Raw genomic sequence first — 23,120 nt, forward strand, 5'->3', positions numbered from 1 at the left:
CAAAAGTAGTGAGTCTTTACCGTTAAACAATACTCAACACACCCTTTTTATTGGATTTATTTGCACTTTGTTTTTAAAACGCTCTAAATGTAGAACTTGAAGATGCGACTGGTTTCTCGTTTTTTATAATTATAAGAATAATCTGTTGTTTATTATTGTTCCTCTAGGGTTCACAGTGGTTTTTTTAAAACATATAAGTTTCACTTTTACCATTGTTCATACTCGTCTTAACTTAGAATTACTGGTTTTTGAAGCGTATAAGACATAGAAGTTCACATAAGCTGAAATGAATTACCCTTTCCTCAGATCTCTCCTGAGCAAAGATAGCCTTTGCAGATTTTTACCATGACTTACTATTGCGAAACACTATGTGTTTTTAAAACACATAAGCCACATAAGCTTATATGTTTCAAAATACTTAGGACTATACAAACGAAATCTAAAGATTATAAAACAAGATTACAATACTCCTACCTAAACCATCTTACATCCTAGACAATCACTCCTTATATATAGGAGTAAAAAACGAACTATGAAACCGGAATGCAATCGAGAGCAGTTTGCCCTAGCCCTGATAGCAGTGGAAATCCTACCGAGCCTTTTTGGCGAGGTAGATTGTAGCAAATAGCAGGAAATAGCTCCTGAAAACCATCAATAGCATTATATTGATAAAGTATGGACGGCACAAAACAACTCTTTTTTATATTATACCTATATTATATGGAACAAACCTTATATATATATTGTATGTATTTTTGTAATGGTTTATATTTGCAATCTTAAATTAACAAACAATGATTAAGATTACTTTGCCCGATGGGTCAGTTAGAGAGTATGCGCCAGACGTAACTCCGATGGATGTTGCTAAAAGTATTAGCGAAGGATTTGCTAGAAATGTAATTTCGGCTTCTTTTAATGGTACCACGATTGAAACATCAACTCCTTTGACGACCGATGGTAGTCTTGTTTTATATACTTGGAACGACGAGGGTGGAAAAAAAGCTTTTTGGCACTCGACTTCACACGTGATGGCACAAGTTCTTGAGGAAATGTATCCTGGTATCAAGTTAACCCTTGGACCTGCAATTGCTAATGGATTTTATTATGACGTAGATTTTGAAGAGCATAAAATCACTGAAGCTGACTTCAAGAAAATTGAAGACCGCGTTCTTGAAATTTCGAGAGGGAAACATGAATTTAAACTACGTCCGGTAACCAAGGCTGAAGCTTTAGACATTTACAAGGACAACGTTTATAAAACAGAGATGATTACTAATCTTGAAGACGGAACAATTACGTTTTGCGATCACGATACATTTACTGATTTATGTCGCGGTGGTCATATTCCGAATACCGGAATTATCAAAGCCATGAAAGTAATGAGTGTTGCCGGTGCTTACTGGAGAGGAGACGAAAAAAACAAGCAATTGACACGTGTTTACGGAACATCATTCCCGAAACAGAAAGACTTAACTGAATATTTACTTTTGCTTGAAGAGGCAAAACGTAGAGACCACAGAAAATTAGGTAAGGAATTAGAGTTGTTTGCTTTTTCTCAAAAAGTAGGCCAAGGTTTACCATTATGGCTGCCTAAAGGAGCTGCATTGAGAGAACGTTTAGAGCAATTCTTGAAAAAAGCACAAAAGAAAGCCGGTTACGAGCAAGTGGTTACACCACATATTGGTCAGAAAGAGTTATATGTTACTTCTGGACATTATGCTAAGTATGGTGCTGATAGTTTTCAACCGATAAGCACACCTCATGAAGGCGAAGAGTTTTTATTGAAACCAATGAACTGCCCTCACCACTGTGAGATCTACAACGTGAGACCTTGGTCATACAAAGATTTACCAAAGCGTTATGCTGAATTTGGTACTGTTTACCGCTACGAACAAAGTGGAGAATTACACGGTTTGACTCGTGTGCGCGGGTTTACTCAAGATGACGCACACATTTTTTGTACACCAGAACAACTGGATGAAGAATTCAAGAAAGTAATTGACTTGGTACTTTATGTGTTTGGTTCATTAGGATTTGAAAACTTTACTGCTCAAATTTCGTTAAGGGACAAAGAAAATAGAGAAAAATATATAGGAACAGACGAAAACTGGGAGAAAGCAGAAAATGCAATTATCAACGCTGCGGCTGATAAAGGCTTAAACACTGTAATTGAATATGGTGAAGCCGCTTTCTACGGACCTAAATTGGATTTCATGGTAAAAGATGCCTTAGGAAGACAATGGCAACTAGGAACAATTCAGGTGGATTATAACCTACCAGAGCGTTTTGATTTGACTTACAAAGGATCTGATAACGAATTGCATAGACCGGTAATGATTCACAGAGCCCCATTTGGCTCTATGGAGCGTTTTATTGCCATTTTGCTAGAACATACAGCAGGAAATTTCCCACTATGGTTAATGCCTGAACAGGCTATTATCTTGTCTTTGAGTGAGAAATATGAAATATATGCCAAAAAAGTTTTAGATTTGCTAGAAAATCACGAAATTCGCGCCCTCATAGACAACCGAAGCGAGACGATTGGGAAGAAAATTAGAGATGCAGAAATGCAGAAGATCCCATTCATGTTGATTGTAGGTGAAGAAGAAGAGAAAAACGGAACAATTTCTATCCGTCGTCATGGACAGGAAGGAAAAGGAAATATTACCATTACAATAGAAGAATTTGCTGCTATTGTAGATGAGGAGATTAAAAAAACATTAAAAGTATTTACAGTTTAACTTAAATTATAAAGTCATAGCAATAAGAAGCAACAGAGGTTACCAACCTCGCGTAGAAAAAAAGGATGCCCACAGAATCAACAACAACATTCGTGGTATACAAGAAGTACGTCTTGTAGGTGAAAACATTGAGCCTGGAGTTTTTAAACTCTCAGAAGCTTTGCGTTTAGCGGATCAATTTGAACTAGATTTAGTTGAAATTTCACCAAATGCTGAGCCGCCAGTATGTAAGATTATGGATTACAAGAAATTTGTTTACGAGCAAAAGAAACGTGATAAAATCTTGAAAGCAAAATCGACACAGGTAACTGTGAAGGAAATTCGTTTTGGTCCTCAAACAGATGAGCACGATTATGAGTTTAAGAGAAAGAATGCAGAGAAATTCTTGAAAGAAGGTGCTAAGCTAAAAGCTTTTGTATTCTTTAAAGGCCGTTCTATTATCTATAAAGATCAAGGTCAAATCTTATTATTAAGATTAGCTACGGATCTAGAAGAGTATGGTAAAGTAGAAGCTATGCCAGTTCTTGAAGGAAAGAGAATGATCATGTTCATTGCTCCTAAGAAAAAGAAATAAGCTTTTGGCTGTTAGCCTTTAGCTAAAAGCTATTTGCCAAAAGCTCATAGCAAAAAAATAAGTAAGTAAGAATAAATTAAAACACTAGGAAAAAATGCCTAAAATGAAAACCAAATCTAGCGCCAAGAAACGTTTTAAAGTTACTGGTTCTGGAAAGATTAAAAGAAAGCATGCTTTTAAAAGTCACATCTTGACTAAAAAATCTAAAAAACGTAAATTAGCTTTGACACACTCAGCGTTAGTTCACAAAACAGATATGAAAAGCATCAAACAACAATTAAGAATCATCTAAATTAGTAATCAGTCGTCAGTATTTAGTAGGCAGTTAGTACTGAACACTAAAACCTGAAAACTGAACACTTTTTTAAATTCTTTAGGTTAAAACAATTTAAAAATAACCTTGGAGTATGGCCATTAAGTGCTTTTGATTCAATTCAAGCCGCCTGCTACAAAAACACATAAAAATTATGCCAAGATCGGTAAATTCAGTTGCTAAAAGAGCAAGAAGAAAAAAAATAATGAAGCAAGCCAAAGGTTTCTTTGGTAGACGTAAAAACGTTTGGACAGTTGCTAAGAATGCGGTAGAGAAAGCAATGTGCTACGCTTACCGTGACAGAAAAGTGAATAAAAGAAATTTCCGTGCTTTATGGATTCAACGTATCAACGCTGGAGCTAGATTGGAAGGAATGTCTTATTCTCAATTCATGGGTAAAGTGAAAAAGAACAATATCGAATTGAACCGTAAAGTTCTTGCAGATTTGGCTATGAACCACCCTGTAGCTTTCAAAGCAATACTTAATAAAGTAAAATAAACGTTTTATCAACTCGATTTATATTACTTACTTACAAAAAAAAACCCAATCGAAAGATTGGGTTTTTTTATTAATGACTTGTCCGCAACAATAAAGTTAATAATGAATTATTTCGTCATATTGTAATCATCATACAACCATTTTATTTCCGGATGTTTTACGACAAAGCTGGCTAATAACTTTTGATTCTCATTCTTTAGAAATTCATATGTTTTAGGACAATCGTACTTCATATTAAATATCTTAATTTTGCTTTGACTATTTGGAACAACAGTGCTCTCTATGATGTTTTCTGCCAATTGCCTTTTAACTGAATCCTCAGAGAATATTTTTTTTCTACCATACTTATCAATTATTCTAAGTAATTTATCTTGTATGTCTTTAGGCAATTGTACAATAGCGTCGTTGTTTATACAAAAACTAAACATTGCATTAGGTTCGTTCCAGTTACTTGCGTCGTAAAATCTAAATCCTTTAAGATTCATGCCTAGCTTTAAATCTTCTTCAGGATTCTCCCACTCTACAACATCAAAATTTATATGATCTATCATGCTTTGGAACTGATAACGCAGCATAGGCTTTAATTTTGCTCCAATCGATGGTTGTCCTAAAAGATAACCTGCAAAATTTGCGAAACGAATGGTTTTACCTCTAAAAAAATCAGGGTCTACCGGTAGTTCTTTATACCACCCTCCATATTGAACTCCAGAATGCCCGCCTTCAAAAGTTAGAATTCCATCTTTAATAAATAAAAATTTCAAAGCTTTTTTGACTGTAGGTTTTGCAAGCCATGCAGTCATTTGCTCATAGTTCTTACCGAAAGGAATGGCAGAAAACATAACTTCAGCAGGATATTTTCTGAAATTGATTGCTGGCCCAGAATGGATTATTTCTATAGAGCCGTCCTTTAAGGCATCAAAGACTTCTTCTTTACTTTGATTATGACCATTTGAAGTAGGCAATTGATAGTCAGGTAAAATTCGGATAATCAATTTACCTTTCGTTTCTTCTTTTACTTCATTTACAAACTCTTCCAAAAACACATTTTGAGTATAGGAGTCCGAGTTCCATGCGGTTGACATATTCCATATTACGGGTTTATTGGACTCATTATATAAAAACCAGCCGTACCAAAAAGAAACAAAAACAATGCTAATTGCAAAAAAAGACGCCAAAAAAACAAATCTCTTTTTCCAAACCCTTTTTTCAGTATTTTGTTTATGCTCTACTTTATCAAATTGCTGCGTATGAAATCCATTCTCTTTTAAAAACCCCTCACGGTCATACTTGTTATCAGTTATATAACGATAACAGGTATCTATAAAATCCCTATTATGACCTTCGTCGTGCAATAATTTATGCAACAAACCAGGAGAGTGACGTTGTTCAATTGCTCCTATATTTAGTTTTTCGGTAATATCTTTATTCAATGACTCATATGAAGATTTATCTCCAGGACTATCTACTTTAGATCCATATACTTTTATGATAGATTCTCTTAAAAACAATAATTCCTCTTCTTTAATCGGTATTATTTTTTTTTCAAATGATTTTTTTTCGGCCATTTTTTTATTTTAAACCTATAAAAGGACTAGTTGTATTGCCAAAAATACAATTAAAATTATAAAAAAAGAGTGCAAGGATAATTAAAAAATTAAAACAGTTAAAACAAAAAAGAATCGAAAAAAATATTAACAACTCAAAATCAATGGTTTAAAAAAAAACGTTTTTTAATAAAAAACATTTTTTTGCGAAAAATACTAAAATTTACCATTTTTTTTATACATCTAATAAAATAAACAAACAATAATTACATTTGGAATCAACAATTATGAAAACCACAATTAACCAACAACCATTATCCTTATGAAAAAAATCGAAAATTCTAAAAAGATTTGCCTGATAGCCTGCTTGGGTTTATCATTAATTACTTCCGGCGGTATGTCTGCCGCTACTACAGTAAATGATAAAAAGCCACTTGAATTGTATAAAGCTTTTGAAGTAATTAAAGGAACCATAAAAGACGCTAGCGGACAACCTATTATGGGAGCTAATGTTGCTATTAAAAATGGTAAATCTGCTGTAAATACCGATACAGACGGTAATTTCACTATAAGCGCTAACATCGGACAAACATTAGTTATTACTTACATAGGGTTCAAATCACAAGAAGTGATTGTTAAATCCACAACAATAACTATAATATTAGAAGAAGACACTAATTCTCTTGACGAAGTTATCGTAGGAACTCGTTTTTCGAAACCAAGAACAGACACTGAAAGACCTGTACCAGTTGATATTATAAGTGTGAAGGAACTACAGTCTACTGGCCAAGCCGATTTAGGTCAATCCATAACCTTTAGTGCTCCTTCCTTTAATGCGGTAAAATTTGGTATTAATGATTCTGCTCCCTTTGTAGATCCAGCCACACTAAGAGGTTTAGGTCCAGATCAAGTATTAGTATTAGTAAATAACAAAAGACGTCATAAAGTATCTTTCTTATCCATTAATGATGGGGTTGGTAAAGGTCAAGCAGGAACAGATGTAAATGCAATACCTGCACTATCATTAAAAAGAGTAGAAGTTTTAAGAGATGGCGCAGCTGCACAATATGGTTCTGATGCCATTGCTGGGGTAATTAACATGGAATTAAATGATAGTGATCATGGGGGTACCGTAACTGTTTATACAGGAATGGGACTAACAAAACCAAATTTAGATGTAACAGGAAAAATTGCTCCTAAAACAACTACAGACGGACTTACCTATAACGTTTCTGCTAATGCAGGTTTCAAAATAGCAGAAAAAGGATTTGTAAACACTACTTTATCGTATGCACATACGGATGGATATGACCGTTCAGGAACTTACTATTCTGCCTCAAGTGGATTTTATGTAAAAGATCCTGTTCAAGATGCAGCACTAGTAAAAGCAAACAATATAGACTTAGATAGAGCAGTTCTTGGAGCACCCAAAAACACTTCTTATGGGATTTTCGTGAATTCAGGTATGGCAATTAGCGAAAAATTTAAAGCTTACATATTTGGTGGATATACTACAAAACATGTAGTTACAGGAGTTTTCACAAGAGCACCTTCAAACAAGAAACGTTCTGTGTTGGCAATTTTCCCTAATGGATACAATCCCGTTGCGCCAGCAGATTTACAAGACTACAACATTACAGGAGGAGTAAAAGGAACTATAGGAAAAGACTGGAATAGTGATTTTAGTATTTCACAAGGAGGAAATAGAGTTGACTGGTATGCAGAAAACACTGTAAATCCAAGTATGGGAGCAGCTTCACCTACTGAATTTAAAGTAGGAGTTACTCGCATTGGGCAAACTTTATTAAATGCTGATATTTCCAAATCATTTTATAAAGATTCTTACCCGAACTTAAGTTTTGCAGCGGGAACAGAATTGAGAACAGAAGTTTTTGAGCAAATTGCAGGAGATCCAGCTTCTTATGAAGTAGGACCCGATTACCAAACTAAAGATGTTGGTTCAAGTGGACGTGAAGGTTTTAGCGCTGCTACAGCTGGTAAATGGAATAGAACAAACGTAGGTGTGTATACTGAACTAGAAAGTGATCTTACAAAAGCAATCTTAGTAGGTGCAGCAATTAGAGGCGAAAACTATAGTGATTTTGGATCTGATTTTACTTATAAAGTAAATTCAAGAATAAAACTAGCTGAACCTGTATCTATTAGAGGTTCATTTAGTAGAGGTTTTAGAGCTCCGTCGATTACGCAAGCGCATTATAGTAATTACGTTAACATTTCATTTGACAATGCGGGAAATTCTATCATAAACCCTATTATTCCTGTTGACTCCTTTTTAGCAACTAAATTAGGTATTAATGGTTTAGACAAAGAAACGTCTTATGATATTTCTTATGGTGTTACCTCTAAAATTGGAAAAAACTTCACATTAACTGCTGATGTATATACAATCGACGTAGATAACCGAATTTTACTTTCAGGAGGAATTGACGTATCAGGAATACCTGAATTTAAAGCAGCAGGATTTCCTAACACTGCCAACGTATTTGTGAACGCAATTGATACTAGAACTAAAGGAATTGAAATTGTAGCTGGTTATAAAGGAAACATCAACATTAATAATAAAGTTACTGTAAATGTAGCATACTCAAATAACGATACTTCAATACGTGAAAAAAGAAAAACGTCTACGGGAATAGAAGTAGTTGATGATGTTGCTGCTTTATATATAACAGATGGACAACCAAAAAGTAAATTAATTAGTTCTTTCAATTATACATATAAAGATTTTGGATTCATGTTTAGAGCTTCAACATTTGGAAAAGTTTCTGATCCATTAGCCACTTTAGCTGTTGTACCGACAGATCCTAACGCGATCCAATACCAAGTTTTTTCGTCTAAAACACTATTAGATATTTCAATTACTGCAAAAGTGTTAAAAAACTTATCGCTTACTGCAGGAGTTAATAATTTGACTGACAGATATCCTGATTTATTGGAAAAACCACAAACAACAAATGAAGTTGTATACTCAAGAAGAACTAACCAGTTTGGAACGCAAGGTAGATTTATGAATTTATCTGTAAACTATACTTTTTAATTGAAATAGCGGGGTGTAAAAACCCCGCATTTCTTCTTTGACTTCGTTATTAAATTAAAAGCTTTAACTGTAATACAACATTATATGAATGCAATTCTAAATAAGATATACGATGTTATAATAATTGGTAGCGGAAACGCTGCTCTTTGTGCTGGGATTTCTGCTTTGGAAACTAACCAGAATGTGTTGATCATTGAAAAAGCAGATGAAAAAGAATGGGGCGGAAATAGTAGATACACCGCTGGAGCTATGCGATTTGCTTATGATTCGAATGAGGATCTGATGAATTTATTAAAAAACCCAACGGAAGAACGAATTGCAAACACGGATTTTGGAAGTTATACCAAAGAAAAATTCAAAGCTGACCTTCTACACTTTAACGAAGGCGAACCCTTGGCCGAATTACAAGAGTTTCTTGTCGAGAATAGTCTAGATACAATTCAATGGCTAGCAAGTCATAATATTAAATTTGATCCAATTTATTCCAGACAAAGTTTCATAAAAGACGGAAAATATATTTTTTGGGGAGGATTAACTTTAGAAGCTGAAGGTGAAGGAGACGGATTAGTTAGTGATGAACGCAAAGAGTTTCTATCATTAGGCGGGGCGTTAATTTACAATTGCGAAGCATTAGAGATAATCCAGACAAACAATCAAATTTCTGGTATAAAATGTTTATTAGATGGAAATGAAACAGTCCTAAATTGTAAAACTGTAGTTCTTGGTTGTGGCGGTTTTGAATCTAATAAAGAACTTCGTGAAAAATACTTGGGTCCAGATTGGGGAAAAGCCAAAGTTAGAGGGACTCGCCATAATATGGGTAAAGGAATAGAAATGGCTCAAAAACTTGGAGCCGTTTTAAGTGGAAATTTTTCAGGTTGCCATGCTGTACCAATGGACCGATTTATGCCTGATTATGGAAATCTCAACTTACCACATATTGAACGTAAGCACTATAGAAAAATCAGCTACCTATTTGGAATAATGCTCAATCAAGAAGGCAACCGTTTTGTTGATGAAGGACTTGATTTTAGAAACTACACTTATGCTCAATTTGGCAAAGCGGTTTTGGAACAGCCCAACTCTATTGCTTGGCAATTTTTCGATAAGAAAAATTTTGATATACTCTACAGTGAATACAAAACTAACGATGCCTCTTTTTATGAAGCAGATACAATTGAAGCTTTATTAGAACAAATTGAAGATATTGATCAACAATCAGCATTGAAAACTATCAAATCCTATAATGCTTCTGTAGATAAAAGTACTGCTTTTGACCCTACTATTAAAGACGGGAAATCAACAAAGGGATTGGTATTAAATAAAACAAATTGGGCAACTACAATTGACCAAGCTCCTTTTAGGGCGTATCCCGTTACTGCCGGAATCACCTTTACATATGGCGGTTTAAAAGTCAATAAAAAAGCGGAAGTCATCGACACAAATGGGAATGTTATTCCTGGGCTATATGCCTGTGGCGAAATGGTAGGAGGATTATTCTTTTATGGTTATCCTGGAGGTTCAGGACTTACATCAGGTTCACTTTTTGGTAGATATGCTGGGAAAAGTGCAGCTAAATTTTGTACAACATTATAATACAATAAAAATGACAAAATCAACATCAGAAGCTTTTATTAAAGTCAACCAATCCTACACCGTTTTATGTGTATTGGTACTTTATTTATTTTCAGCTGTAAGCTGTCAATCGACACATCCTATTGTTCAAGAAAAAGATTCAAACTCAATAGCCGCTACTTATATGAGAGGAGGCACATCAAAAGGCCCTTTTTTTGACATGAGAGATTTACCGCAGGATATAAAACAAAGAGATAAAATTATCTTGACAGTTATGGGTTCTCCAGATCCAAAACAAATCGACGGTTTGGGTGCTGTAGAAACGGTAACCAGTAAAGTGGTAATGGCCGAACCTTCAAAAAGAAAAGGAATCGATGTAGATTATTTATTTGCTCAGGTAGATATAACTAGTCCTACAGTAGACACCTCTCCCCCATGTGGAAATATGATGGCAGGTGTTGGCCCTTTTGCAATTGAAAAAGGATGGGTAAAAGCAACAACTCCTACCACCACTGTAATGGTATATAACATCAATACCAACTCTGTAATTGAAGAAATTGTACAAACCCCAAACGGAAAAGTAGTGTATGATGGAACTATGAAAATAGATGGAGTTCCTGGAACTGCAGCAGCAGTTGTAATGAATTTATTTGATCAAGTAGGTGGGAAAACAGGAAAATTATTCCCCACTGGCAATAAAAAAGAGATTATTAATGGTATAAACTGCTCAATACTAGATGCTGGATCAGTTATGATGCTTGTTAATGCTAAAGATTTAGGAATTGAAGGAGATGAGAAAGACGACTTTTTTGCAAACCATCCTGAATTAATGGAGAGACTTGAAAAAATGAGATTAGAAGCCGGTTTAAGAGCTGGTATGGGTGATGTTTCAAATAGTGTACTTCCCAAAATAGGAATACTATCAAAACCTAGAACAGAAGGTAACAACATTACTTCACGTTATCTTACACCTAAAACCTTACACCAATCACATGCTGTTACTGGAGCGATTTGTATTGCGACAGCCTTAAAAATAAAAGGAACTATTGCATCTGAAATAGGGATAACAAACAACCAACCAACCGAAATGATTATTATCGAACATCCGTCAGGTGTAATTGAAGTAAATATTGAATTGGAGACTGTAAATGGTGAAATCAATGTTAAAAAAGCGGGAATGATCAGAACAGTGAGAAAAATAATGGAGGGACGCGTATTTTATTAGCCGTTCAAAATAAGCTTACTCAATTAAGAGTACACACAATTATTAACTTTTCACAAAGAAAATACTACTTCTGAATTTCAATACGCAGTCGGTCTTTAAGATTTATGTCACTATTTATTGAGGTTCCCTAGACATTTAAAAAATATTAAAATTATAAAAACATATCATGAAAAAAAGATTTCAGCTAGTACTGCTATTATTTGTCTTCGCAGTAATTACCTATTTAGATAGAAACTCTATCTCTTCTTTAGAAAAATATATCATTGGTGACTTAGGATTAACCGATATCCAATGGGGATATATTTTGAGTGCATTTTCACTTGCCTATGGCCTATTTGAAATTCCAACAGGTATTTTAGTAGATAAATTTGGGCCAAGAGTTACTTTATTCCGAATAATATTACTGTGGTCTCTATTCACTATACTTACAGGATGGGCAACTGGGTTCTACTTTTTAATAATTGTACGCTTTTTATTTGGCGCTGGAGAAGCTGGAGCTTTCCCTACGGCATCAGTCGTAATTGCAAGATGGTTTCCTGCTATAGAAAGAGGAAGAGTACAATCTGTAATGTGGATGGGAAGTCGTTTTGGAGGAGCATTGGCACCAATCATCTCACTTTGGTTAGCTAATTTATTTGGCTGGAGAAGTGTATTTTATATCTTTGGTACACTAGGAATTATTTGGGCTACAGTTTGGTTCTTTTGGTTCAGAGACGAACCTAGTGAAATTAAAAATATAAGTGATGAAGAAGTTACTTTAATAAATGCTGGAAGAAACTTAAAAAAATCAAAACACACCTTATTACCTTTACGTGTCATTGTAAAAAACGGTAATTTATGGGCACTAATGGGAATGTACCACTGTTTATTATATGGAGCGTATTTTTATATGTCATGGATGCCTAAATATTTAAGAAATGGCCGTGGTATTCCTGATGAGGATTTAGGATGGATGACTTCATTACCTTTTGTGTTTGGAATGGCTGGTTGTTTGGCTGGTGGTTTTGCTTCTGATTATTTTGTAAAAAGAAAAGGATTAACCTTTGGTAGAAGATATGTCGGAATGTTTGGGTTAGTAATGGCTGGAATCTGCATGTTACTTGGAACTTATGCCGAAGACAATACAGTGTCCATAATTTTACTTGGTTTAGGTCTAGCATTTAAAGATTTCACTTTGCCAGTTGCTTGGGCTGTAGCCACAGAAATTGGAGGTAAAAATGCAGGAGCTGTTTCTGGAACAATGGGAATGGCCGGACAATTAGGCTCAGTTGTAATGGCGATTGCATTCGGGTACATTCTTACAGCTACAGATAGTTATGAAATTCCTGTTAGATTAATTGGTTGTATCGTTATACTTGGTGGATTTTTATGGTTACGAATTGATGCTAACAAACCAATATTAGATAATGAAGAATTAGAGATCGTATCAGAATAAAAAACTAAGCAACTGATTTAAATAATGTTATTAAAATACAAAAACAGTATTTAAGGAATTAAAATGTACCTTTTTATTTAAACCCTAATCGCAAGATTAGGGTTTTTTTGTGTTTAAAAATAACTCTCTTAAATACAAAAAAATGATGGTTTGGTTATTTTCAGAATTCAAAATAAATCAGTAAATTCGCATAATGCCACGTACTCAAAAACCATTATTACTACCAACCACACTACTATTACTCCTTTTTACAGTAGCCATATCCTGTAAAAAGGAAACCAAACCTACTACCATAAAAAAGGACTTAACTGCCATCAATAAGCTACTAGAAAAAGGACATGAGTTGTTCACTAAGCAAGAGTTTGATAGTTCCTATTACTATTACAACAAAGCAAGGAATGAAGCAGAGCTAGTTCAAGATACATCACGAATCATACATGCATTAGCCTGGATGTCTGAACTACAAACCAATAAAGGGGATTACACAGGTAGTGAAAACACAAGTGTTGAAGCCCTACCCTACCTAGGTAACAAGCACAAATTTTTATTTGGAGAAACAAACATCTATATTGGCCTAGGCAATAATTATCTTTTAACATTGGACAATGACAAAGCCATCTACTACTTCAAAAAGGCCATAAATTCTAAAACAGACGAGACTACAAAAGCAGCAATGTTTAGCAACATTAGCATTGCCTGTAATGAAAAGAAAGAATTTAACAAGGCCATAGAAACGCTAATCCCGTTATTAAAAATAAAAGAAACTGATATAACTACACAAGCCTACACCAACATCTTATCTAATTTAGGTCATGCCTATGACAAAACAAATAATCCACAAGCATTATACTATTTAAACAAAGCGTATCAGATCAGAAAAAAAACAAAAGACAATTGGGGTATAATTGGGAGTTGTGATCATTTAGCCACCTATTTCCAATTTAAAAACAAACCCCTATCAAAGGAATATGCTTTAGAGGGTTATCAAATATCAAATGAAATTAAACATATTGACCCAAATACAAAGTTAGAATTTTTAAAACATCTAATACATGCAAGTACTGGAATACAAACCAAAAAATACTCAACATTATATATTACACTCAACGACAGTATAACCAAGGCACGCTTACATGCCAAAAATAGCTTTGCAAAAATAAAATACGATTCCAAGAAGGAAAAGGAGGAAAACATTAGACTTAAAGAACAAAAGGCTGCAAACCTTTTACAATTAGAAATTCAAAAAACAAAAACTGAAGGCTTGTATTTACTAATTTTAGTTCTTTTAATAGCAACCGCATTTATTTATTACTATCTAAGAGTAAAAAACAGACGAGAAAAAATCAAAGCTTCATACATTACGGAGATTCAAATAGCAAAAAAATTACACGATGAGCTCGCAAATGATGTCTATCAAATGATGAAATTTGCCGAAACTCAAGATTTATCAACTGCTGATAATAAAGCACTACTACTTCAAAACATAGATACTATATATGCGCGCACCCGTAACATATCAAAAGAAAACGGCAATATAGAAACTGGAACACATTTTAAACAACAACTAAAAGATATGATGGCTGACTTTAACACCTCCAGCACATCTATACTAAGTTCTGGTATCGAAAACATTGAGTGGTATACTATAGAAGACACCAAAAAAATCACATTGTATCGCGTGATACAAGAACTACTAGTTAATATGAAAAAGCATAGTAAATCGACTGTTGCAGTTGTTTCATTACAAATGGAAAAAGACAACCTATTACTCCACTACAGTGACAATGGTATAGGAATTAAAACCAAACCCGTCTTTAAAAAAAATGGTCTCCAAAATATAGAAAATCGTATTGAACAAGTAAAAGGAACAATAGTGTACGATCTAACATCCCAAAAAGGAATAAAAATTAGAATTCAATTCCCTGTTTAAAATTCGTGTTTAAAAAAAAGATAAGCAAAACAGACTATCAGCTCAATATTTATAGGATCGTATAGCAACCAAAATAAGCACGCCTATCGATACCGTTATTTTTAAAATTAAAGATAAATCAGTAAATTCGCATAATGCCACGTACTCAAAGACCTATACTCCAACAAATTTTACTCGTATTATTTACACTTACAGTACTAATATCCTGTGATAATAAAGTCCAAACTATCACTAAAAAGATAGACTTAACTCCAATCAATAAACTCCTCGAAAAAGGGCAAGACCTATATCAAAAGCAAGAATTTGATAGTTCCTATTACTATTACAACAAAGCGAGAAATGCCGCTGAACAAGTTCAAGATACATCAAGAATCATACATGCATTAGCTATGATATCATTCATACAAACCAATAGAGGGGATTACACAGGTAGTGAAAATACAAGTGTTGAAGCCCTACCCTACCTAGGCAACAAGCACAAATTTTTATATGGTGAGGCAAACATCTATCATACCCTTGCTAAAAATTATTTATGTACTTACGAGTACAAAAATGCGATCTATTATTTTAAAAAAACAATTAATACTAAAACCGATTTACTAGACAAAGCAAACATGGAAAACAATGTTGCATTTGTTTTGACTCAGATAGGGAAAACCGACGAAGCCTTATCTATGTACAAGGTATTATTAACTCAGAAAGAAGTTTACAATGAGCCCGAAACTTACTCAAGAATACTAACAAATACTGGTTATTGCTATATGTTAAAAAAAAGTAATAAAGCCCTTCCATACTTAGAGAAAGCCTTAAGAATAAAATTATCAATAAAAGATGACTGGGGTATCATTAGTACTTACAGCGCCTTATCTGATTACTATAAAGAAATAAATACAAAAAAGGCCAAAAAATATGCTTTAATATATTATCAGCGGGCTACTAAAGTAAACTCTGTTGATTTTCGTCTAGAATCATTAAAGCAATTAATCAACATCACTGATGGCTCTCAACTTAAAAAATACTCAACATTATATATTACACTCAACGACAGTTTGACAAAGGCACGCTTACATGCCAAAAATAGCTTTGCAAAAATAAAATACGATTCCAAGAAGGAAAAGGAGGAGAACATTAGACTTAAAGAACAAAAGGCTGCAAACCTTTTACAATTAGAAATTCAAAAAACAAAAACTGAAGGCTTGTATTTACTAATTTTAGTTCTTTTAATAGCAACCGCATTTATTTATTACTATCTAAGAGTAAAAAACAGACGAGAGAAAATACAAGCTTCTTATATTACGGAGATTCAAATAGCAAAAAAATTACACGATGAGCTCGCAAATGATGTCTATCAAATGATGAAGTTTACCGAAACACAAGATTTATCTGCTCCCGATAACAAAGAACTACTACTTCAAAACATGGATGCTATTTATGCGCGTACCCGCAACATATCAAAAGAAAATGGCAATATAGAAACTGGAATACATTTCACAGAACAGTTAAAAGAAATGATGTCTGGATTTACTACCGCTTCCACTAATGTAATAGTCAATAATAGTAATCAAATCGAATGGCACTCAGTAACAGCAGAGAAAAAAATCACCTTATATAGAATCATCCAAGAACTGCTTGTCAATATGAAAAAGCACAGTCAGTGCAGTCTGGCCATAATTACATTCGAACCAAACCATAAAACAATCACTATTAAATATACTGACAACGGACTTGGGGTCAACCTTCAAAACATAAAAACGAAAAATGGTCTTCAAAATGTGGAAAACCGTATTGAAGCTATCAACGGAACCATTACTTTTGACTCATCACTTAACAAAGGATTCCATGTCAATATTAGCATTCCATCCTAATCCATGCCATAATGTTCAAAAAAGTTCTAATAGCCGAAGACCTAGACAGCATCAGTATTACCGTTATACAGGCGCTGCAAGAATTAGCAATCACTGAAATTCATCACTCAAAATATTGTGACGATGCCTTACTAAAAATCAAAAAAGGGTTATTAGAAAACAGCCCTTACGACCTTATCATTAGTGATTTATCATTTAAAATTGACCATCGTGAAAACGTCATAAATTCTGGCGAAGTATTAATCGAGGCTATCAAGAAAATTCAACCTAGTATTAAATCCATCATATTTTCAATTGAAGATAAGACGTATCGAATAAAGTCATTATTTAATGACTTGGGAATAAACGCATACGTTTGTAAAGGACGCAATAGCATACCACAACTTCAAAAAGCGGTTCGTAGTATTTACGACAGTAACACTAAAGTTGTTTCAGCCGAGCTAGAACATATCCTAAACGATAGATCATTGATCGAAATCGAATCCTATGATATTGCATTACTACAGTTTTTATCGAAAGGATTGACACATGACGAAATTTCGATTCAGTTCAAAATTGCTAAATTTTCACCTAACGGAACAAGTAGTATTGAGAAGCGCATTAACAAGTTAAGAAACTATTTCAAAGCCAGCAACAACGTACATTTAATCGCTATTGCTAAAGATTTGGGTTTAGTTTAAAGTTATCCTTTGTATTTTTTTTGTACTTTTTTTTTGGCATTTTACGGGAACCCGTAAAATACCTTTTTATTTTTGATTTACATTTGGAAAAAATTCACAAAGGCAATGAAACGATACCCTGTTAAGTCATGCAATATCAAATCCGTTGGTTACGATGAAATCAAGAAAACTCTTGAAATAGAATTTAAACTTCTAGCCATTCATCATTACTTTGATGTCACTATTGACGAATTTGTTCTATTAATGAAAGCACCAAATATTGAATCGCATTATTTAGATTACGTATACAGCAAATACTACTTTGACGTATCATAAATACTTGGCTGTACAACTGCAGTCACCCCTTTCAAAATTCATACCTATACGCCATTTGTTAAATAAACTAACGAATGAGGTTTTCCGTAAGGAATTGTATAGCTGAAAAATTAAATTTGTCAAAAAAAGCTACATGCACCCCAAAATACCTCACAAAGCAGTATTAACTTTAGTATTCCTTTTTTTATTTTCTAATTGTACTTACCGGACTAGCTTACCTAGTAAAAAAGCCGTTACAACACTCAAAACAAACGCAGAGCCTACAAAAACTTCCAGCAAATATTATGCAGATACGATACATTATAAACATCATGTCTTTGGCACAGATACTGAAGGACATACTGTAAAAGGCTCAATAGCATTAGAAGGAAATGACGGTATAGGTTTACTAATAGACCACAAAGGAACTAAAATTGAAGTAGTATTAGACAAAGACAATAATAACAAGTTAACAGCTACTGATGTACAAGGTTATGAATATGAATTAACCATCGAATAAGACTTCTTTATTGGTACCATCATCAAAATTATTCAAGATAAGCACAGTTAGAACTCTGTTTTTTACAAAAAATAGATTAAGTTGCGGTATCTATAAATTGCATTCATGTATCATAAAATAAAAAATATCATTCTGATATTATTTTTAATATTTAGTTCCACCATATATCCACAAACTAAATTACTCTCCTGGAATATTGAAAACTTAGGTAAATCTAAGTCGGCGGCGGCAATCACTTTTATGGCACAAACCATGAAAAATTATGACATCATAGCTATACAGGAAGTTGTTGCGGGATACGGTGGCTCGCCAGCTGTTGCTACATTAGCATCCGAGCTTAATACAACTGGGGAAAAATGGGATTATACCATAAGTAATCCCACCTCTAGCAGTGCTTACAAAACCGAACGTTATGCTTATATCTGGAAAACAAAAAGCGTTACAAAAATTGGACGTGCGTGGCTCGAGAAAAAATACAATCTACAAATAGATCGTGAACCTTATTATTGCACATTTGAATATAAAAGCAAACAATTTACTGTGGTTAATTTTCATGCCATCACTAAAAGCAAACAACCCGAAACCGAAATAAAATATTTTAAATTTCTCCCAGCGCAATATCCTACTTTGAATTTACTTTTTGCAGGAGACTTTAATTGTCCACAATCCCACACTGTTTTTAATCCTTTGAAAAAAATGGGCTACCAAAGCATTTTAGTAAATCAAAAAACATCTTTGAAAAAAAAGTGCAGCATAAACGAATGCTTAGCATCTGAATTTGACAATGTATTTTATGATCCTAGAAAAGTAAACAACTTACAATCTGGAGTCATCCCTTTTTATAAAAAATTCAACACAATGCAAGAAGCTCGAAAAATATCAGATCATTTGCCTATTTGGTTTGAGTTTTCGCTTAATTAATTTACTAAAAAACTGACATTCCAGTTTTAGTAGTCAATGCTTCCAAGGCGTGCATCCCTAATTCTGAATTGCCTTTTTTATTCAATTTTGGTGACCAAGTAGCCACCACGAAAACATTTGGATACAAAGCGACAATTCCACCACCAATTCCGCTTTTACCAGGAAGCCCTACTTTATAGGTAAACTCCCCAGATTCATCATAAAAACCACAAGTTTGCATTAATGCGTTTAATCTTTTTACTTGACTTCTTGTTAAAATTTGCTTTCCATCTTTGGTTTTTCCTTCATTTGCAAAAAAGAAAAAAGAATGAGCCAATTCCTGGCAAGTCATTTCAATTGAGCATTGATGAAAATAAAAATCAAGTACTTCGTCGACATCGTTTTCTATATTACCAAACGACTTTAAAAAATTAGCCAAAGCAGCATTTCTAAAACGTGTATCTTTCTCTGACTGAGCTACAGCATAATTATAATCAATTGATGCGCTACCCGAAATCATTCTAATAAAGGTTAAAAAATCTTCTTTCGGATTTTTTAAACAAGAAACTAACATATCTGCAATTACAATTGCTCCCGAATTTATAAATGGGTTTCTAGGAATTCCTTTTTCATATTCTAATTGAATCAAAGAATTGAAAGCCGTTCCTGAAGGTTCTACTCCTACTCTTTTCCAAATATTTTCATCCAAAAACGAAAATGCTAAAGCAACAGTCAAAGCCTTCGATATACTTTGAATCGAAAATTTCTCTTCGCTATCTCCTATTCCGTAGTCAATGCTGTTGATTGTAGTAAGATGAATCCCGAATTTGTCTGGATTAATTGTAGCCAACTCTGGAATGGTCGTAGTTACCTTACCAATTGCTGGGAAATCCAATAAGTCTTGTTGAATCTCTTCTAGTATTTTTGCGTATTCCATTAAAATAAATGATTGATGATAATGCTTTAGGAATAAAATATTATGTTTTTTGTTTCTTCTTTTTAGCGGCAGGAAATAAAACATTGTTCAAAATTAAGCGGTAGCCTGGCGAGTTCATGTGCAAATCGAGCACCGTTGGTTCATCACCTACTCTATGCTGAAAATCTTCGGGATCATGACCGCCATAAAAGGTAAACATTCCTTTTCCTTTTTGGCCATGAATGTACCTCGCTTCTCCATTAAATTCACAAACTCCCATTTTTAAAACATTAGATTTGATCAAATCAGCATCATAAGCCGTGGTTTGTCCCATAAAACCTTTTACTAATTGCGTATGATTTTGACACAACATACTCGGAATTGGATCCCACTTAGCCGAATATTCCATCAAGGTAAAATAATCTTTATCCATAGGAACTCTTCTTTTCTCTGTCATATCAATATCAGAAAACTCATATTTATCTGATTTTCTTTCTAAGATAAAATTCTTAAAAGCAAAAGAATTGTCGTAGTCCATTTTAGCCTGATAATTAGGTTCACTATCGTCACCGTCAAACATTGCCTCACAAATATCAACACCATCAGCCGCCAAAGCAATATCAAAACTATCAGTTGCAGAGCACATGGCAAACATAAATCCACCACCAATAACAAAATCTCTTATTTTTTTGGCAACAGCCCCTTTTTCTTCGGATACTTTTGCGTATCCTAACTTAGTTGCCAGAGCTTCTGCCTCTCTTTTTTGTTCAATATACCAGGGTGCATTTTTATAAGCTCCAAAAAATTTACCATATTGTCCCGTAAAATCTTCATGGTGCAAGTGCAACCAATCGTATAAAAGCAGCTGATCACCTAAAACCTCTTCGTCATAAATGGGAGTAAAAGGAATTTCGGCATACGTAAGTACCAGTGTAACAGCATCGTCCCAAGGTTTTTTTCCTTTGGGTGTATATACTGCAATTCTAGGTACTTTTTCAAGGATAACTGTTTCCATATTTTGAGAAGGGCTCGCTATTTCGTCAAGAATTTTAGCCGTTTCAGAATCTGATAACACTTCAAAACTCACGCCTCTAATTTGGCATTCTTTACGAATTTCCATAGCATCCGGCAATAAAAACGAGCCACCTCTATAATTCAAGAGCCAACTTGCTTTGTAACTTTTTTCTAAAGACCAAAAAGTAACACCATATGCTTTGAGATGATTTTGTTGTGTGGTTTCATCCATTGGCAACAAAATAAATGATGCTTTGGCAGCAAATGAAAGTAGTACGAATAGAATAAGTAAAGGCCTCTTTGCACTCATTTAATTTTTTTTATCAAATATATAGATACTATTTCTAGAATATTCCATTTTCGATTAAACTTTTACTATTCCTTCGAGAAAAAGAGCCTAAAAAAAAGCCTGAAAATTAGGCTTCTTCATTGTATTAAAACGGCATATCATCGTCGTCGTCGTCTTCGTTTAAATTACTTCCAAACGCTTCATGTGCCGATGGAAGATTTTTAGTAATAAATGGATTATCATCTTGATTCATCGAAGAAGGTAAATCATCATAACTACCACTATGATCTTCCAGATTATCAAACTTACCTAGGTGTCCTATAAATTTTAAACGAACGTTTTCAATACTACCGTTACGGTGTTTTGCAATCATAATTTCGGCTTGCCCTGCAGTAGGCGAGGCTTCGTCATCATCCCATTCGTCAATTTTATAATACTCTGGACGGTATAAGAAAGATACGATATCGGCATCTTGCTCAATCGCACCAGATTCACGAAGGTCAGAAAGCAAAGGTCTTTTACTCGATCCACGCGTCTCTACCGCACGCGATAATTGCGAAAGGGCGATAACCGGTACATTTAACTCTTTGGCCAGCGCTTTTAAGTTTCGGGAAATAGTAGAGATCTCTTGTTCACGATTTCCTCCACCTTTTGAATTTCCACCTGCAGTCATTAACTGCAAATAATCAACAATTATAATTCGGATTCCGTGTTGTGAAACCAAACGTCTTGCTTTTGCTCTTAAGTCAAAAATAGAAAGTGACGGTGTATCATCAATAAACAAAGGTGCTTTTTCTAAGTTCTTTACTTTAGTACTTAGTTGTTCCCATTCGTGTTTTTCTAGTTTACCGGTACGTAATTTTTCAGATGACAGTCCTGTTTCAGACGAAATCAAACGCGTAATTAACTGCACAGATGCCATCTCCAGCGAGAACAGCGCCACAGGCATACCAAAGTCAATTGCCATATTACGAGCCATTGATAATACGAATGCCGTTTTTCCCATCGCTGGTCTAGCCGCGATAATAATTAAATCACTTGGTTGCCATCCTGAGGTAATTTTATCCAGTTTTTCAAAACCAGTTGCTACTCCACTCAATCCTTCTTGACCAGCGATTTCTTCAATTCGTTTCTTTGCTTGCAGTACTAAACTTTGCGCAGTCTCTGAGCTTCGCTTGATATTTCCTTGCGTAACCTCGTATAACTTCGATTCCGCTTTGTCTAATAAATCAAATACATCAGCCGAGTCATCATAAGAATCTTCAATGATTTCCGATGAGATACGTATTAAACTCCTTTGGATAAACTTTTGAAGAATGATACGGGAGTGAAATTCAATGTGTGCCGATGAAGATATCTTTTGTGTGAGCTGAATCAAATAAAAATCACCTCCAGCCAAATCTAGCTTCGCGTTTTTCTTTAATTGTGCCGATACCGTTAACAAGTCAATAGGCTGTGTCTCTGTAAAAAGCTGAACGATGGCTTCAAAAATATGTTTGTGCGCTTCTTTGTAAAAAGCGTCGGGTTGCAAAATATCGATCACATCATCGACCCCTTTTTTATCAATCATCATTGCTCCAAGTACAGCCTCTTCTAGTTCTAAAACTTGTGGGGGCAATTTCCCTTTTTCCAGGCTTATAATTGTTGTTTTATCTACCTTTATTGGGTTTATGTTTTTGAAGTTTTCCATGTAGCGAAAGTAACGTAATTTTAAAAAATATACTAACTGACTTATTACAAAATAATGT

The 23,120-nt window shown here is 34.3% G+C and carries 18 protein-coding genes; 14 read left to right on the forward strand and 4 right to left on the reverse strand.

Annotated features, from left to right (window positions below):
• The first annotated feature begins 794 nt into the window (after positions 1 to 794).
• The 4 genes from thrS (at position 795) to rplT (ending at position 4,127) form a co-directional block, all read left to right on the forward strand.
• Entirely contained in the window at positions 795 to 2,741 is a 1,947-nt protein-coding gene (thrS, locus tag H8R24_RS13545) for a threonine--tRNA ligase (protein ID WP_187019958.1), read from the forward strand.
• 16 nt (positions 2,742 to 2,757) lie between these two features.
• Positions 2,758 to 3,315, forward strand: coding sequence for a translation initiation factor IF-3 (gene infC, locus H8R24_RS13550; RefSeq protein ID WP_369754072.1), 558 nt, complete (start codon positions 2,758 to 2,760; stop codon positions 3,313 to 3,315).
• 94 nt (positions 3,316 to 3,409) lie between these two features.
• Positions 3,410 to 3,607 carry a 50S ribosomal protein L35 gene (rpmI, locus tag H8R24_RS13555; protein ID WP_022827375.1) on the forward strand — a complete coding sequence of 66 codons (198 nt, stop codon included), beginning with the start codon at positions 3,410 to 3,412 and terminating at the stop codon, positions 3,605 to 3,607.
• A 175-nt stretch (positions 3,608 to 3,782) separates the two neighbouring features.
• Positions 3,783 to 4,127 carry a 50S ribosomal protein L20 gene (gene rplT / locus H8R24_RS13560; protein ID WP_187019961.1) on the forward strand — a complete coding sequence of 115 codons (345 nt, stop codon included), beginning with the start codon at positions 3,783 to 3,785 and terminating at the stop codon, positions 4,125 to 4,127.
• Between the two features lie 107 nt (positions 4,128 to 4,234).
• Here rplT and H8R24_RS13565 read toward each other — a convergent pair whose 3' ends face one another.
• A complete protein-coding gene (locus H8R24_RS13565) occupies positions 4,235 to 5,692 on the reverse strand; it encodes a type 2 periplasmic-binding domain-containing protein (protein WP_187019963.1) in 1,458 nt (485 codons plus the stop codon).
• 301 nt (positions 5,693 to 5,993) lie between these two features.
• On the opposite strand from H8R24_RS13565, the gene H8R24_RS13570 reads away from it, so the two are divergent.
• The 10 genes from H8R24_RS13570 to H8R24_RS13615 all read left to right on the forward strand — a co-directional run bounded on the left by H8R24_RS13570 (position 5,994) and on the right by H8R24_RS13615 (position 19,174).
• The gene (locus H8R24_RS13570; protein WP_187019966.1) at positions 5,994 to 8,729 is read left to right on the forward strand and encodes a TonB-dependent receptor; all 2,736 of its coding nucleotides are present in this window, start codon (positions 5,994 to 5,996) and stop codon (positions 8,727 to 8,729) included.
• An 84-nt stretch (positions 8,730 to 8,813) separates the two neighbouring features.
• The gene (gene tcuA / locus H8R24_RS13575) at positions 8,814 to 10,325 is read left to right on the forward strand and encodes an FAD-dependent tricarballylate dehydrogenase TcuA (RefSeq protein WP_187019968.1); all 1,512 of its coding nucleotides are present in this window, start codon (positions 8,814 to 8,816) and stop codon (positions 10,323 to 10,325) included.
• 10 nt (positions 10,326 to 10,335) lie between these two features.
• On the forward strand, positions 10,336 to 11,529 hold the full coding sequence (locus tag H8R24_RS13580) for a 2-methylaconitate cis-trans isomerase PrpF family protein (RefSeq protein ID WP_187019971.1): 1,194 nt from the start codon (positions 10,336 to 10,338) through the stop codon (positions 11,527 to 11,529).
• A 166-nt stretch (positions 11,530 to 11,695) separates the two neighbouring features.
• Positions 11,696 to 12,964: an MFS transporter gene (locus tag H8R24_RS13585; protein WP_187019973.1), complete on the forward strand. Its 1,269-nt coding sequence runs from the start codon at positions 11,696 to 11,698 to the stop codon at positions 12,962 to 12,964.
• Positions 12,965 to 13,157: 193 nt separating this feature from the next.
• Positions 13,158 to 14,894, forward strand: coding sequence for an ATP-binding protein (locus H8R24_RS13590; RefSeq protein ID WP_187019976.1), 1,737 nt, complete (start codon positions 13,158 to 13,160; stop codon positions 14,892 to 14,894).
• 134 nt (positions 14,895 to 15,028) lie between these two features.
• On the forward strand, positions 15,029 to 16,759 hold the full coding sequence (locus H8R24_RS13595) for an ATP-binding protein (RefSeq protein ID WP_187019979.1): 1,731 nt from the start codon (positions 15,029 to 15,031) through the stop codon (positions 16,757 to 16,759).
• Positions 16,760 to 16,770: 11 nt separating this feature from the next.
• Positions 16,771 to 17,439, forward strand: coding sequence for a response regulator transcription factor (locus tag H8R24_RS13600; protein ID WP_187019981.1), 669 nt, complete (start codon positions 16,771 to 16,773; stop codon positions 17,437 to 17,439).
• A gap of 105 nt (positions 17,440 to 17,544) precedes the next feature.
• The gene (locus H8R24_RS13605) at positions 17,545 to 17,754 is read left to right on the forward strand and encodes a KTSC domain-containing protein (RefSeq protein ID WP_187019984.1); all 210 of its coding nucleotides are present in this window, start codon (positions 17,545 to 17,547) and stop codon (positions 17,752 to 17,754) included.
• 133 nt (positions 17,755 to 17,887) lie between these two features.
• A complete protein-coding gene (locus H8R24_RS13610) occupies positions 17,888 to 18,253 on the forward strand; it encodes a hypothetical protein (protein ID WP_187019986.1) in 366 nt (121 codons plus the stop codon).
• 105 nt (positions 18,254 to 18,358) lie between these two features.
• Positions 18,359 to 19,174 (forward strand): endonuclease/exonuclease/phosphatase family protein, encoded by an 816-nt coding sequence (locus H8R24_RS13615; RefSeq protein WP_222617410.1) that lies wholly within the window; start codon positions 18,359 to 18,361, stop codon positions 19,172 to 19,174.
• A gap of 4 nt (positions 19,175 to 19,178) precedes the next feature.
• Here the strand turns inward: H8R24_RS13615 and H8R24_RS13620 are convergent, their stop codons facing one another.
• From H8R24_RS13620 to dnaB, 3 genes are all read right to left on the reverse strand, one after another.
• The gene (locus tag H8R24_RS13620; protein ID WP_187019989.1) at positions 19,179 to 20,090 is read right to left on the reverse strand and encodes a glutaminase; all 912 of its coding nucleotides are present in this window, start codon (positions 20,088 to 20,090) and stop codon (positions 19,179 to 19,181) included.
• Positions 20,091 to 20,130: 40 nt separating this feature from the next.
• A complete protein-coding gene (locus H8R24_RS13625) occupies positions 20,131 to 21,393 on the reverse strand; it encodes an asparagine synthetase B (protein WP_187019991.1) in 1,263 nt (420 codons plus the stop codon).
• A 124-nt stretch (positions 21,394 to 21,517) separates the two neighbouring features.
• Positions 21,518 to 23,062: a replicative DNA helicase gene (gene dnaB, locus H8R24_RS13630; protein WP_187019994.1), complete on the reverse strand. Its 1,545-nt coding sequence runs from the start codon at positions 23,060 to 23,062 to the stop codon at positions 21,518 to 21,520.
• Between the last annotated feature and the right edge of the window lie 58 nt (positions 23,063 to 23,120).

It is taken from the genome of Flavobacterium muglaense, assembly GCF_014305155.1.
Lineage (GTDB): Bacteria > Bacteroidota > Bacteroidia > Flavobacteriales > Flavobacteriaceae > Flavobacterium > Flavobacterium muglaense.